General features: G+C 69.4%; 12 protein-coding genes. All 12 read left to right on the plus strand.

Features of this window, described 5'->3' with window-relative positions:
• The first annotated feature begins 1 nt into the window (after position 1).
• The 12 genes from nusB to metK all read left to right on the plus strand — a co-directional run bounded on the left by nusB (position 2) and on the right by metK (position 13,369).
• Positions 2-412 carry a transcription antitermination factor NusB gene (nusB, locus tag HF323_RS10595; RefSeq protein ID WP_169582540.1) on the plus strand — a complete coding sequence of 137 codons (411 nt, stop codon included), beginning with the start codon at positions 2-4 and terminating at the stop codon, positions 410-412.
• 111 nt (positions 413-523) lie between these two features.
• Entirely contained in the window at positions 524-2,089 is a 1,566-nt protein-coding gene (locus HF323_RS10600; RefSeq protein WP_169582541.1) for a Rieske 2Fe-2S domain-containing protein, read from the plus strand.
• 142 nt (positions 2,090-2,231) lie between these two features.
• On the plus strand, positions 2,232-2,762 hold the full coding sequence (pyrR, locus tag HF323_RS10605) for a bifunctional pyr operon transcriptional regulator/uracil phosphoribosyltransferase PyrR (protein WP_169582542.1): 531 nt from the start codon (positions 2,232-2,234) through the stop codon (positions 2,760-2,762).
• Positions 2,759-3,745: an aspartate carbamoyltransferase catalytic subunit gene (locus HF323_RS10610; RefSeq protein WP_169582543.1), complete on the plus strand. Its 987-nt coding sequence runs from the start codon at positions 2,759-2,761 to the stop codon at positions 3,743-3,745. Before pyrR ends, HF323_RS10610 begins: the two co-directional genes overlap by 4 nt.
• Positions 3,742-5,052, plus strand: coding sequence for a dihydroorotase (locus tag HF323_RS10615; RefSeq protein ID WP_169582544.1), 1,311 nt, complete (start codon positions 3,742-3,744; stop codon positions 5,050-5,052). The genes HF323_RS10610 and HF323_RS10615 overlap by 4 nt, the downstream gene beginning before the upstream one ends.
• Complete coding sequence (locus tag HF323_RS10620; RefSeq protein ID WP_169582545.1) at positions 5,049-5,555, plus strand: hypothetical protein; 507 nt, start codon at positions 5,049-5,051, stop codon at positions 5,553-5,555. The genes HF323_RS10615 and HF323_RS10620 overlap by 4 nt, the downstream gene beginning before the upstream one ends.
• On the plus strand, positions 5,552-6,709 hold the full coding sequence (gene carA / locus HF323_RS10625; protein ID WP_169582546.1) for a glutamine-hydrolyzing carbamoyl-phosphate synthase small subunit: 1,158 nt from the start codon (positions 5,552-5,554) through the stop codon (positions 6,707-6,709). Before HF323_RS10620 ends, carA begins: the two co-directional genes overlap by 4 nt.
• Positions 6,709-9,996 (plus strand): carbamoyl-phosphate synthase large subunit, encoded by a 3,288-nt coding sequence (gene carB, locus HF323_RS10630; RefSeq protein ID WP_169582547.1) that lies wholly within the window; start codon positions 6,709-6,711, stop codon positions 9,994-9,996. The genes carA and carB overlap by 1 nt, the downstream gene beginning before the upstream one ends.
• Positions 9,993-10,853: an orotidine-5'-phosphate decarboxylase gene (gene pyrF / locus HF323_RS10635; RefSeq protein ID WP_169582548.1), complete on the plus strand. Its 861-nt coding sequence runs from the start codon at positions 9,993-9,995 to the stop codon at positions 10,851-10,853. Before carB ends, pyrF begins: the two co-directional genes overlap by 4 nt.
• Positions 10,846-11,742: a guanylate kinase gene (gmk, locus tag HF323_RS10640; RefSeq protein ID WP_169582549.1), complete on the plus strand. Its 897-nt coding sequence runs from the start codon at positions 10,846-10,848 to the stop codon at positions 11,740-11,742. Before pyrF ends, gmk begins: the two co-directional genes overlap by 8 nt.
• Positions 11,743-11,832: 90 nt before the next feature.
• Complete coding sequence (rpoZ, locus tag HF323_RS10645) at positions 11,833-12,087, plus strand: DNA-directed RNA polymerase subunit omega (RefSeq protein ID WP_169582550.1); 255 nt, start codon at positions 11,833-11,835, stop codon at positions 12,085-12,087.
• Positions 12,088-12,175: 88 nt separating this feature from the next.
• Complete coding sequence (gene metK, locus HF323_RS10650; protein WP_169582551.1) at positions 12,176-13,369, plus strand: methionine adenosyltransferase; 1,194 nt, start codon at positions 12,176-12,178, stop codon at positions 13,367-13,369.

Consider the following 13,369-nt stretch of genomic DNA (forward strand, 5'->3'; position numbering starts at 1 on the left):
CTTGAGCGCACGGAGCAAGGCGCGCAAGCGCGCCCTCGACATCCTGTTCCAGGCCGACGTGCGCGGGGAGGACCTCCCTGCGATCCTGGCCGCCGAGGCCAAGCGCGCCGCGAATGAGCCCGCCCGCGAGGCATCCTGGCTCTACGCCCGCGAGATCGTCGACGGCGTCATCGACAACCGCGAGGCGATCGACGAGCAGATCACGACGTTCGCCAAGGACTGGTCGCTCGCCCGGATGCCCGCGGTCGACCGCGCCGTGCTGCGCATCGGGGTGTGGGAGATCCTCTACAACGACGAGGTGCCGGCCGCGGTCGCGATCGACGAGGCCATCGAGCTGGCCAAGGAGTTCTCGACCGACGACTCCGGCTCGTTCGTCCACGGCGTGCTGGCACGGATCGCGCGCTCGTCCTGACTCTCCGCCCGATGCACCGCACCCTCGGGCGCGGTGCATCGGCTTTTCCACGGCCCGGCACACCGGGGCCGTCCGAACCCCTCTCGTAGACTTGTCGAGGAAGGAGCGAGCATGCGCATCACGGGCCTCGGTCACGCCGGAATGTTCATCGAGACCGCCGGAGGGAGCATCCTCTGCGACCCGGTGATCGGCCCGACCTTCTTCGGGTCGTGGTTCCCCTTCCCCGACAACCGCGGTCTCGACTGGGCACGATTCGGCAACGCCGACTTCCTCTACATCTCGCACCGGCACCGCGATCACTTCGACCCGGCCCTCATGGCACGGCACATTCGGAAGGACATCCGCGTCCTCCTCCCGGAGTACCCCACCGACGAGCTGGAGCAGGATCTGCGCGGACTCGGCTACGACAACATCATCTACACGCAGGCGGGTGTGCCTGTGGAGTTCGGTCCGCTGAAGGTGATGGTCACGCCGCTGCGTGCGCCGAGCGACGGACCGATCGGCGATTCGTCGCTCAGCGTGGACGACGGCAGCGCCAGCATCCTGAATCAGAACGACTCCCACCCGCTCGACCTCGAGAAGCTGCTCTCGTTCTCCAAGCCCGAGGCGTACTTCACCCAGGTGTCCGGCGCCATCTGGTGGCCGATGGTCTACGACCTGCCGCAGGACGCCAAGCGCAACTTCGCGCAGCTCAAGCGCGATGCCCAGAACAAGCGCGCGATGTACTACATCGAGAAGGTCGACGCGGAGCACGTGTTCCCGATGGCGGGCCCGCCGATGTTCCTGCGCGAGGAGCTGTTCAAGTACAACGGCCGGGGCCTCGACGGCGACGCGATCTTCACCGACCAGCGCGAGTTCCTCGCCCACATGCGCGAGCTCCGGCCCGAGCAGAAGGGGTACGAGTTCCTGCCCGGCACCGTCGTCGAGCTGAACCACGGTGAGCTGAGCATCACGCAGACGCTGTACACCGAGTCGGAGATCGACCGGATCTTCGACGACAAGTGGTCCTACCTCGCCGAGCAGCGCGACTCCCGCCAGGACGAGATCCGCGCCGAGGAGGCTTCGCGCGCCCCGGTCCTCCCGCCCCACGAGATGCTGGCGGCGATCAAGGAGTGGTGGGAGCCGCTCCTTCGCCGCGCCCGCACCATCCGCAACGGCGTCGGTGGAGCGGTCCGATTCCGCATCGGGGAACTCGACATGGTCGTGGACTTCCCGAAGGCGAAGGTGCGCGAGTACGCCGGCGAAGAGTGCATCTACTGGTACACCATCCCCGCCGACCTCGTCTCGACGAACATCGCCGACCACGAGATCGATTGGTCGAACTCCATCTTCCTGTCGATGCAGTTCGAGGTGGGACGCAGCGGCAAGTTCAACGAGTTCCTCACCACATTCCTCAAGTGCCTCTCGCGCGATCGCATCGAGTACGTCGAGAACTGGTACGCCGAGCAGACCGACCAGACCGAGGACGCCCGGCTCGGGGACTGGATGGTCCAGCGCCGCTGTCCGCACCTGCGCGCCGACCTCACCAAGACCGGCAAGATCGAAGACGGCGTGCTGACGTGCTCGCTCCACGACTGGAAGTGGGATCTCGCGAGCGGCCGCTGCCTGACGAGCCAGGGGCATCCGATCCGCGCGACGGCGGTCGCCGACAGCGACGCCGATGCCCCTGCCGCCTGAGCCGGGCCAAGAGGTGCTCGTCGGCTCGAACGGCGTGCCGATCGGCGTCATCTGAGCCGACGGGGCCGGTGCGCGCTGATAGGCTGGGGGGAATCACAGCAACCTTTAACCCCGTCCCGTGAGGCGGAGAAGGGAGCGGCGGATGAGCACGCGCACCGTGCTGTACGAGGCCGACATCACCCGGGCATTGACTCGGATCTCGCACGAGATCCTGGAGTCCAACAAGGGCCCCGCGAACCTCGTCCTTCTCGGCATCCCGACCCGCGGCGTCACGCTGGCGTATCGCATCGCCGCACTCGTCGAGCAGTTCGGCGGCGTGCCGGTGCCGGTCGGCTCGCTCGATGTCACGATGTACCGCGACGATCTGCACCGGAATCCGACGCGGACCCCGCAGCCCACGCAGATACCGCCAGGCGGGATCGATGACCGCGTCGTCGTGCTCGTCGACGATGTGCTGTTCTCCGGCCGGAGCATCCGCGCGGCACTGGACGCGCTGCAGGACATCGGCCGTCCCACGGCGGTCCGGCTCGCCACGCTCGTGGACCGCGGACATCGCGAACTTCCCATCCGCCCCGACTTCGTCGGGAAGAACCTTCCCAGCTCGCGCGAGGAGCGGGTGAACGTCCGCCTCGCCGAGACGGACGGACGCGACGAGGTGACGATCGAGTCATGAGGCACCTGCTCGACACCCAGACCCTCGTTCGCGAGGACGCGATGCGCATCCTCGACGTCGCCGAGGACATGGCCGACACCCAGCGGCGCGAAGTCAAGAAGCTCCCCACCCTGCGGGGGAAGACCGTGGTCAACCTCTTCTTCGAGGACTCGACTCGCACCCGCATCTCGTTCGAGGCCGCGGCCAAGCGGCTCTCCGCCGACGTCATCAACTTCGCCGCGAAAGGCTCGAGCGTCTCGAAGGGGGAGTCGCTCCAGGACACCGCCCAGACCCTCCAGGCGATGGGCGCCGACGCCGTCGTGATCCGTCACGGCGCATCAGGCGCCCCGCGCACGCTCGCCACGAGCGGCTGGATCACCGCCGGCGTCGTGAACGCGGGCGATGGAACGCACGAGCACCCGACGCAGGCGCTCCTCGACGCCTACACGATCCGCAAGCGGCGCTTCGGCGACGACAGCCGTGGTCGCGACCTCTCCGGCATCTCGGTGACCATCGTCGGCGACATCCTCCACTCGCGAGTCGCGCGTTCCAACGTGTGGCTCCTGCACACGCTCGGCGCCGAAGTGACCCTCGTCGCGCCCCCCACTCTCGTACCGCAGGACGTCTCGCGTTGGCCGGTGCGCGTGCTGTTCGATCTCGATGAGGCGCTTGCAGACGGTCCTGACGCACTCATGATGCTCCGCATCCAGCTCGAGCGCATGAATGCCGCGTATTTCCCCACTGAACGGGAGTATTCCCGCCGGTGGGGACTGGATGCGCGACGGCTGGCGACGCTCCCTGCCGATAGCATTGTCATGCACCCCGGCCCGATGAACCGGGGCCTCGAGATCTCCGCGGAAGCCGCGGACTCGCCGCGCTCGACCGTGCTCGAGCAGGTGACGAACGGCGTCTCGGTGCGCATGGCCGCGCTCTACCTGCTCCTGGCGGGCGTGGAGCGCGACGAGGATCCACGAGCGAGCACACAGAAGGAGAGCACACGATGAGCGAGGTGTTCCTCTTCCGCGGGGCGCAGATCGAGGGCGGCGGCGCCGCCGACATCCTCGTCGCCGAGGGACGCATCGAGGCCGTCGGAGCCGACGCGTCGCGCGCCGGCGCCACGGTCGTCGACGTCGATGGGCTCATCGCGCTCCCCGGCCTCGTCGACCTGCACACCCACCTGCGCGAGCCCGGCTACGAGGCATCCGAAACCATCCTCACCGGGTCGCGTGCTGCCGCAGCCGGGGGGTACACCGCGGTCTTCGCGATGCCCAACACCTCGCCGGTCGCCGACACCGCCGGTGTGGTCGAGCAGGAACTCGCGCTCGGCGAGGCCGCCGGCTTCGTCACCGTGCAGCCCATCGGCGCCGTCACGGTCGGCCAGAAGGGGGAGCGGCTCGCCGAACTCGGTGCGATGGCCGACTCCCGTGCACGCGTGCGGGTCTTCAGTGACGACGGCTTCTGCGTGTGGGACCCGCTGATCATGCGGCGAGCACTCGAATACGTCAAGGCGTTCGACGGCGTCATCGCCCAGCACGCCCAGGATCCGCGCCTCACCGAGGGCGCGCAGATGAACGAGGGCGCCGTGTCGGCCGAGCTCGGCCTCGCGGGCTGGCCCGCCGTCGCCGAAGAGTCGATCATCGCGCGCGACGTGCTGCTGGCCGAGCACGTCGGGTCGCGCCTGCACGTGTGCCACCTCTCGACCGCCGGCTCCGTCGACATCATCCGCTGGGCCAAGAAGCGCGGAGTGGACGTCACCGCCGAGGTCACCCCGCATCACCTGCTGCTGACGGACGAGCTGGTGCGCGACTACGACGCGCGGTTCAAGGTCAACCCGCCGCTGCGCCGCGAAGAGGACGTCATGGCGGTGCGCGAGGGCCTCGCCGACGGCACCATCGACATCGTCGCCACCGACCACGCCCCGCACCCGGCCGAGGCGAAGGCCTGCGAGTGGCACGCCGCCGCGAACGGCATGGTGGGGCTCGAGAGCGCCGTCCGCGTCGTGCAGCAGGCCATGGTCGACACGGGGCTGATCACGTGGGCCGATGTCGCCCGCGTCATGTCGCGCGAGCCGGCACGGATCGGCCGCCTGGCCGGACACGGTACGCCGCTGACGGCGGGCCAGCCCGCCTCGCTCACCTTCTACGACCCCGCGCCCGTGCGCGCATTCGGCACCGACGATCTCCACGGCCGCAGTGTCAACTCGCCCTACCTCGGGCGAGAGCTTCCCGGAGAGGTCCGCTGGACGCTCCACCACGGCACAGCGACCGTCGTCGACGGCGCGCTCCTCGACGCACCGGGGGCCCGCGCATGACCCGCGAGGGCGCGCTCCTCATCACCGTCGCCGTCGCACTCGTGCTGCTGGCGCTCGGCGTCTGGGCGTGGGCTCGGCGCACGCGACGCGACAGCGCGATCGCGGCTCCCTTCGCCGAGGTTCCGGCCGGAGCCACCACGGTCGCGGCATTCGCCACCCTCTACGTCGCGACCACCCGGCACGGCGATCCGCTCGAGCGCCTCGCCGTGAAGGGCCTCGGCTTCCGGTCCCGCGCAGACGTCTCGGTCACCGACGCCGGGGTCGCGATCGACATCACCGGGCAGCCGCGCATGTTCCTCGCGACCGCCCGCATCGCCGAGGTCGACCAGGCGACCGTCGCCATCGACCGCGTGGTCGAGCGCGACGGCCTCGTGCGCCTGACCTGGCGCACCGACGACGCCACCCTCGTCGACTCCTTCTTCCGCCCGCAGGATGCCTCCGCCCGCTCTCTCGCGGACGCGGTGTCGGGCATCCTCCCCACCCAGACGGGAACCGAAGCATGACCTCCCTCTTCCAGACCGATCCCGCCGTGCTCGTCCTCGAGGACGGCACCCGTCACGTCGGCCGCGCCTACGGTGCGCGCGGCACCACGCTCGGCGAAGTCGTGTTCGCGACCGGGATGACCGGCTACCAGGAGACGCTCACCGACCCGTCGTACGCCGGGCAGATCGTGCTGCAGACGGCACCGCACATCGGCAACACCGGTATGAACGACGAGGACCCCGAGTCCCGCCGCATCTGGGTGTCGGGCTACATCGTCCGCGACCCCTCTCGGGTCGTGTCGAACTGGCGCGCCGATCAGTCGCTCGACGACGCGCTGGTCGCGGACGGCGTCGTCGGGATCAGCGGAATCGACACGCGAGCCGTCACGCGCCACATCCGCTCCGCGGGCAGCATGCGCGGCGGCATCTTCTCCGGCGACGCCGCCGCGATCGATGCCGAGGAGCAGGTGCGCCTGGTGCGCGAAGCGCCCGAGATGGCGGGCCGGAACCTGTCGGCGCAGGTGTCGGTCGCCGCCGCGGAGGTGACGAAGGCGACCGCAGAGCGGATCGGCAACCTCGCCGTGCTCGACCTCGGGGTGAAGCAGGCGACCGTCGACAACCTGGCCGCACGCGGTTTCGACGTGCACGTCCTGCCGCAGAACGTCACCCTCGACAAGATCCGCGCGATCGACCCTGTGGCCGTCTTCTACTCGAACGGTCCGGGCGACCCTGCCGCATCAGGCGACCACGTCGACCTGCTGCGCGGAGTGCTCGACGACGGACTGCCGTTCTTCGGCATCTGCTTCGGCAATCAGCTCCTCGGCCGGGCACTCGGCCTGGGCACCTACAAACTGCCCTTCGGGCATCGCGGCATCAACCAGCCGGTGCTCGACAAGGCCACCGGACGTGTCGAGATCACCGCGCACAACCACGGCTTCGCGGTGGACGCGCCCGTCGAGGGCGAGTTCGACAGCCCCCGCGGCTACGGCCGCATCGAGGTGAGTCACGTCGGCCTCAACGACCGGGTCGTCGAAGGCCTCCGCGCGCTCGACATCCCCGCCTTCTCGGTGCAGTACCACCCCGAGGCCGCGGCCGGCCCGCACGACGCCAACTACCTGTTCGACCGTTTCCGTGACATGGTCGTCGCCCACATCGAGAAGAAGGACGCGAAGTAATGCCCAAGCGCGACGACATCAGCTCCGTTCTGGTCATCGGCTCCGGCCCGATCGTGATCGGCCAGGCGGCCGAGTTCGACTACTCGGGCACGCAGGCGTGCCGCGTGCTGCGCGACGAGGGCATCCGCGTCATCCTCGTGAACCCGAACCCGGCCACGATCATGACCGACCCCGATTTCGCCGACGCGACCTACATCGAGCCGATCACCCCCGAGGTGATCGAGACGATCCTGGCGAAGGAGAAGCCCGACGCCATCCTCCCCACCCTCGGCGGCCAGACGGCGCTGAATGCGGCCATGGCGCTGCACGATCGCGGCATCCTCGAGAAGTACGGCGTCGAGCTGATCGGCGCCAAGGTCGACGCGATCCGCAAGGGCGAGGACCGCCAGATCTTCAAGGAGCTCGTCCTCGAAGCGGGCGCCGACGTGGCGAAGTCGGTCATCTGCCACTCGATGGACGACCTGCTCGCCGGCGCCGAGAAGCTCGGCTACCCGCTCGTCGTGCGCCCGTCCTTCACGATGGGCGGCCTCGGCTCGGGCTTCGCGTTCGACGAGAGGGACCTGCGCCGCATCGGCGGTGCGGGCCTGCATGACTCGCCGACGAACGAGGTCCTCCTCGAGGAATCGATCCTCGGCTGGAAGGAGTACGAGCTCGAGCTCATGCGCGACACGGCCGACAACACGGTCGTGGTCTGCTCGATCGAGAACGTCGACCCCGTCGGCGTGCACACGGGCGACTCGATCACGGTGGCCCCCGCGCTCACGCTCACCGACCGCGAGTACCAGAAGCTGCGCGACATCGGGATCGACATCATCCGCGCCGTCGGCGTCGACACCGGCGGCTGCAACATCCAGTTCGCCGTCGACCCGTCGAACGGCCGCATCATCGTCATCGAGATGAACCCTCGTGTGTCGCGCTCGTCGGCACTGGCGTCGAAGGCCACCGGCTTCCCGATCGCGAAGATCGCCGCGAAGCTCGCGATCGGCTACCGCCTCGACGAGATCCCGAACGACATCACGAAGGTGACGCCGGCGAGTTTCGAGCCGACGCTCGACTACATCGTCGTGAAGGTCCCGCGGTTCAACTTCGAGAAGTTCCCGGCCGCCGACACGACGCTCACCACGACGATGAAATCGGTGGGCGAGGCGATGGCGATCGGTCGCAACTACGCCACCGCTCTGCAGAAGGCGCTGCGCTCCCTCGAGAAGCGCGGGTCGAGCTTCCACTGGGGAGACGAAGACCGCAGCGTGGAAGAGCTTCTCGAGGTCGCGAAGACGCCGACCGACGGGCGGATCGTCGTGCTGCAGCAGGCGCTCCGCAAGGGCGCCACGGTCGAGCAGGCGTTCGAGGCGACCAAGATCGATCCGTGGTTCCTCGACCAGATCGTGCTGATCAACGAGGTCGCCGAGTTCGTGCGTCAGTCCCCGGAACTGGATGCCGCGACCCTGCGCATCGCGAAGGAGCACGGCTTCAGCGACGCGCAGATCGGGCAGCTTCGCGGCATCGGCGAGGCGGAGGCGCGAGGCATCCGTCACGGCCTGAACCTGCGACCGGTGTACAAGACGGTCGACACGTGCGCGGGGGAGTTCCCTGCGCTCACCCCGTACCACTACTCGAGCTACGACGTCGAGACGGAGGTCACCCCCTCGGATCGCACGAAGGTCGTCATCATCGGCTCGGGTCCCAACCGCATCGGTCAGGGCGTCGAGTTCGACTTCTCGTGCGTGCACGCGTCGTTCGCCCTCGCCGACGCCGGGTTCGAGACGATCATGGTCAACTGCAATCCCGAGACGGTGTCGACCGACTACGACACGTCGGACCGGCTGTACTTCGAGCCGCTCACCCTCGAGGACGTCCTGGAGGTGCTGCATGCGGAGGCCCGGTCCGGTGAGATCCTCGGCGTGATCTGCCAGCTCGGCGGCCAGACGCCGCTGGGCCTGGCGAAGGGCATCGAGGAGGCCGGCTACACGATTCTCGGAACCAAGCCGGCGGCGATCGACCTCGCCGAGGAGCGCGAGCTCTTCTCCCGGCTGCTCGACGACGCGGGACTCGTCGCACCGCGCAGCGGCACCGCGATCGACGTCGAGGGCGCCGTGACGATCGCCGAGGAGATCGGCTATCCGGTGCTCGTGCGCCCCAGCTTCGTGCTCGGCGGACGGGGCATGGAGATCGTCTACTCGACCGAGGCGCTGCGGGACTACTTCGTGCGCATCGCCGATCAGGCCATCATCGGGCCCGGCCTGCCGCTGCTGGTCGACCGATTCCTCGACGACGCAATCGAGCTCGACGTCGATGCCCTCTTCGACGGCTCCGAGCTGTACATCGGGGGCGTGATGGAGCACCTCGAAGAGGCGGGGATCCACTCCGGGGACTCGAGCTGCACTCTTCCGCCCATCAGTCTCGGGCGCACCGACATCGATCGCGTGCGTGAGGCCACGCAGGCCATCGCTGAGGGCGTGGGCGTTCGCGGCCTGCTCAACGTGCAGTTCGCGATCTCGGCGGGCGTGCTCTACGTCATCGAGGCGAACCCGCGTGCGAGCCGCACGGTGCCGTTCGTCTCCAAGGCGCTCGGCATCCCGCTGGCGAAGGCCGCGAGCCGCATCATGGCGGGCGCGACGATCGCCGAGCTCAAGGGCGAGGGGATGCTGCCCGAGCAGGATGGGTCGCGCGTTCCGCTGGACGCCCCGGTGGCCGTCAAGGAGGCCGTGCTCCCGTTCAAGCGATTCCGCACCGCCGACGGCCAGACCGTCGATTCGGTGCTCGGCCCCGAGATGCGCTCGACCGGTGAGGTCATGGGCATCGACCGCGACTTCCCGACGGCGTTCGCGAAGTCGCAGGAGGCTGCGTACGGGGGCATGCCGCTCGAGGGCACCGTGTTCATCTCGGTCGCCGACAGCGACAAGCGCGCCGTGATCCTCCCCGCGCACCGCCTGCAGGAGCTCGGCTTCGACCTCGTCGCCACCGAGGGCACGGCGGAGATCCTCGCCCGCAACGGCATCGCGGTGCGCGTGGTGAGCAAGTTCTCCGAGACGCAGGAGTCCGGCGCGACCAACATCGTCGACCTCATCAACGCCGGCGAGATCGACATCGTGGTGAACACGCCGTCGGGCGGCAGCGCCCGCGCGGACGGCTACGAGATCCGCGCCGCGGCCGTGGCGGGGGACAAGGCGCTATTCACCACCATGGCCGTCCTCGGCGCGGCGGTCAGCGCTCTGCCCGTGCTGCGCGAGGGCTTCAAGGTGAAGAGCCTCCAGGAGTACGCGGCCGACCGGGCGGTGAGCGCGTGACGCATTTCGGAGCGAGGGTCCGGGCTGCGCTGGCCGCTCACGGCCCCCTGTGCGTCGGCATCGATCCGCACCTCGCGCTCCTGCAGGAGTGGGGGCTGGATGCCTCGGCCGCCGGCACGCGCGAGTTCGGGCTCCGCGTGATCGAGGCCGCGACCGGCCGGGTCGGCATCGTCAAGCCGCAGGTGGCGTTCTTCGAGCGCTTCGGCGCGAAGGGATTCGCCGCACTGGAGGACGTGCTGGCTGCGGGGCGCGACGCGGGTCTCGTCGTGATCGCCGACGCCAAGCGCGGCGACATCGGGTCGACGATGGACGGCTACGCGGCCGCGTGGCTGGAGGCGGGCTCGCCGCTCGAAGCCGACGCCGTGACGCTCAGCCCCTATCTCGGCCCCGATTCGCTGCGTGCGACGCTGACGACCGCGATCCGCAACGAAAAGGGCGCGTTCGTCCTGGCGGCGACCAGCAATCCCGAAGCCCTCGCACTGCAGAGCGCGCACGTCGTCGACGTCGCCGCGACGGACGGCCAGACGGTCGCCGAGCGGGTCGCGCGCGACATCGCGTGGGTCAACGGCTCCACCGCGTTCTCGGGCGGTCTCGGCCCGATCGGACTCGTCGTGGGCGCGACGGTCGACCGCGACGCCGTCGGGCTGAGCGACGAGGCACTGGCCGGCGCGCCGATCCTCGCCCCGGGCTTCGGTGCGCAGGGCGCCGAGCCCGCAGATCTCCCGCGCCTCTTCGGCGACAACGCCGGCAGCGTCATCGCGAGCGAGAGCCGCAGCATCCTGTCCGCCGGCCCCGACGCGATCGCACAGCGCATCGATGAGCGGGCCGCTCTCTACGGGGAGGCCGCTCGTGGCTGACGCACGCAGGCCTCCCGAGGTCGACCGTGTCGCGGCATCCCGCCGCGCCGTCGCCGCACGCCGCGAGCGAGCCGCCCTGAAGAAGGACGTCGCCATGCGGGTCATCACGCCGCAGGAGCTGCTGCGCCGTGCCCTCGCCGAGCCGGAGTCACCGGCGGGCGCGATGCGGGTGACGGAGTTCCTCACGGCGATCCCGGCGATCGGGGAGGGCAAGCGCGACCGCATCCTCACCGATCTCGAGATCTCCCCGGTCAAGCGCCTCGGCGGTCTGGGGACGCGTCAGCGGAATGCCCTCCGCCGGTTCCTCGACGAGCGCTGGCCCGAGCTCGAGCCCCGCGGAGGACGCAGCCGTCTCGTGGTGCTCGCCGGTCCGACCGCGGTCGGCAAGGGGACCGTCGCGGCGTACATCAAGCAGCACCACCCCGAGATCCACCTGTCGGTGTCCGCGACGACACGCGCGCCGCGGCCCGGCGAGGTCGACGGCGAGCACTACTTCTTCGTCGACGACGCCGAGTTCGACCGGCTCGTCGCGGCGGGGGCGCTGCTCGAGTACGCCACGGTGCACAACAAGCACCGCTACGGCACGCCCCGTGCGCCGATCGAGCGCGTGCTCGCCGAGGGCCGCACGGCGCTGCTCGAGATCGATCTGCAGGGCGCGCGTCAGGTGCGCGCCGCCGACCCTTCCGCGACGCTCGTGTTCCTGCTGCCGCCGAGCTGGGACGAACTGGTGCATCGTCTGGTCGGGCGTGGAACCGAGGACGACGAGGAGCGCGCACGCCGGCTGCGCACGGCGAAGATCGAACTGGCGTCGCAGGGCGAGTTCGATTACCGCGTCGTGAACGACGACGTGGCGCGCGCCGCCGATGAGGTGGCTCGCCTTGCGCGCTGAGGCGCGCCGCTGACGTAGAATGGTGGGATGCCTCGGCACGACCGGGGCCCGCAGACCTTTCCATCCGTCATCCGATCCAGGAGGATTCCCATGGCCGGAACGAATCAGGGCATCATCGAGCCCCCCATCGACAGTCTTCTCGAGAAGGTCGACTCGAAGTACCAGCTCGTGATCTTCGCGTCCAAGCGTGCGCGTCAGATCAACGACTACTACTCCGACCTTCACGAGGGGAACCTCTTCGACAACGTCGGGCCGCTCGTCGACTCGACCGTCGAGGACAAGCCCCTCACGATCGCGATGCACGAGATCCACGAGGACAAGCTGCGTCTGCGCTCGCTCGACTGACCTCTATGACGTCCTGATGCCCCCGGGCGCGGCACTGTCCGCGACCGGGGGCATACTGGTGCCTGCACCTTTCCGATCTGGAGCATCGATGACCGACCTTCGTCTGTTCACGTCCGAATCCGTCACCGAGGGGCATCCCGACAAGATCTGCGACCAGATCTCCGACAGCATCCTCGACGCGATCCTCGCCGAAGATCCGCGGGGCCGGGTCGCCGTCGAGACCCTGGTGACGACCGGGCTCGTCCACGTCGCCGGCGAGGTGTCCACGTCCGCGTACGTCGAGATCCCCGCGATCGTCCGCTCGGTCGTGAACCGCATCGGGTACACCTCGAGCGAGACCGGCTTCGACGGCGACTCGTGCGGCGTCAGCGTCTCGATCGGCGCGCAGTCCTCCGACATCGCCGCGGGCGTCGATAAGGCGTTCGAGCGACGCGAGGACGGCTCGGAAGACCCCAGCGACCTTCAGGGCGCCGGCGACCAGGGCATCATGTTCGGGTACGCCACGACCGAGACGCCGCAGCTCATGCCGATGGCGGCATGGACCGCGCACCGGATGGCCGAGCGCCTCGCCGAGGTGCGCCGTTCGGGTGCGCTGCCGTTCCTGCGTCCCGATGGCAAGACCCAGGTCACGCTCGGGTACGACGGCCAGACGCCGCGCACCGTCGAGTCGGTGGTGCTGTCGACGCAGCACCAGCCCGACATCTCGCAGAAGGCGCTCCGCGCGGCCGTCCGGGCAGAGGTCATCGACCCCGTGCTCGAGGCGACGGGCCTCGAGCTTCCCGACGTGAAGTTCTACATCAACCCCGCAGGGCCGTTCGTGACGGGCGGCCCCAAGGGCGACGCCGGGCTGACGGGCCGCAAGATCATCATCGACACCTACGGCGGAGCCTCGCGCCACGGCGGCGGCGCCTTCAGCGGAAAGGATCCGTCGAAGGTCGACCGCTCCGCCGCGTACGCGATGCGATGGGTCGCCAAGAACGCCGTCGCGGCGGGTCTCGCCGACCGCCTCGAGGTGCAGGTGGCGTATGCGATCGGCAAGGCCAAGCCTGTCGGCCTCTACGTCGAGACGTTCGGCACGGGACGGGTGTCCGATGAGGCGATCACCCGGGCGATCCTCGAGGTGTTCGACCTCCGCCCGAAGGCGATCATCGACCAGCTCGACCTGCTGCGCCCGATCTACGCCCAGACGGCCGCGTACGGGCACTTCGGCCGCGAACTCCTCGACTTCACGTGGGAGCGCACCGATCGCGCCGACGACCTCCGCACGGCCGCCGGGCTCTGA

It is taken from the genome of Microbacterium sp. MF43, from assembly GCF_012847295.1.
In the GTDB taxonomy this organism is placed as follows: Bacteria; Actinomycetota; Actinomycetes; order Actinomycetales; family Microbacteriaceae; genus Microbacterium.

Bases quoted from the DNA above. Each gene is read 5' to 3' on its own strand.
- HF323_RS10600 (WP_169582541.1), top strand. From the start codon at position 524: ATGCGCATCACGGGCCTCGGTCACGCCGGAATGTTCATCGAGACCGCC.
- pyrR (WP_169582542.1), top strand. From the start codon at position 2,232: ATGAGCACGCGCACCGTGCTGTACGAGGCCGACATCACCCGGGCATTG.
- HF323_RS10610 (WP_169582543.1), top strand. From the start codon at position 2,759: ATGAGGCACCTGCTCGACACCCAGACCCTCGTTCGCGAGGACGCGATG.
- HF323_RS10615 (WP_169582544.1), top strand. From the start codon at position 3,742: ATGAGCGAGGTGTTCCTCTTCCGCGGGGCGCAGATCGAGGGCGGCGGC.
- HF323_RS10620 (WP_169582545.1), top strand. From the start codon at position 5,049: ATGACCCGCGAGGGCGCGCTCCTCATCACCGTCGCCGTCGCACTCGTG.
- carA (WP_169582546.1), top strand. From the start codon at position 5,552: ATGACCTCCCTCTTCCAGACCGATCCCGCCGTGCTCGTCCTCGAGGAC.
- carB (WP_169582547.1), top strand. From the start codon at position 6,709: ATGCCCAAGCGCGACGACATCAGCTCCGTTCTGGTCATCGGCTCCGGC.
- rpoZ (WP_169582550.1), top strand. From the start codon at position 11,833: ATGGCCGGAACGAATCAGGGCATCATCGAGCCCCCCATCGACAGTCTT.
- metK (WP_169582551.1), top strand. From the start codon at position 12,176: ATGACCGACCTTCGTCTGTTCACGTCCGAATCCGTCACCGAGGGGCAT.